The organism is Lutibacter sp. HS1-25, assembly GCF_004121075.1.
Lineage (GTDB): Bacteria > Bacteroidota > Bacteroidia > Flavobacteriales > Flavobacteriaceae > Lutibacter.
Window position 1 is genome coordinate 1 of sequence record NZ_RHLN01000132.1, and the last position, 310, is coordinate 310.

Consider the following 310-nt stretch of genomic DNA (forward strand, 5'->3'; position numbering starts at 1 on the left):
AAATCACCTGATTGAATGGTATATAAAGGAATTTCAATTTGAGGGAGTCCAGTAGAAAGATTAACAGGGTCGGCGCCAAACTTTCCCAATTCAGCAGCTGTAGGTGATGAAGGGAAAATTTCAGGAAGCTTAAATTCCTGAGAAAATAAATTACTGTTAAATAAGAGCAAACAAATAATAATAAAAGTATTTCTCATGTCATTTTTTTTAGGTTAAATAAATTTTGAAGCTTTAAATGTTTTGATTTTTTTAAGACAGCGAATAGATTGAATTTTTAAAACCCTAAAATTAAACACTCAAAAGCAATCAT

Annotated in this window: 1 protein-coding gene; it reads right to left on the bottom strand. The window is 29.4% G+C overall.

Annotation, left to right across the window (positions count from 1 at the left end):
• A partial coding sequence (locus EC396_RS12880) for a hypothetical protein (protein WP_164975299.1) occupies nt 1-197 on the bottom strand: 197 nt, incomplete at its 3' end.
• Nucleotides 198-310: the final 113 nt, after the last annotated feature.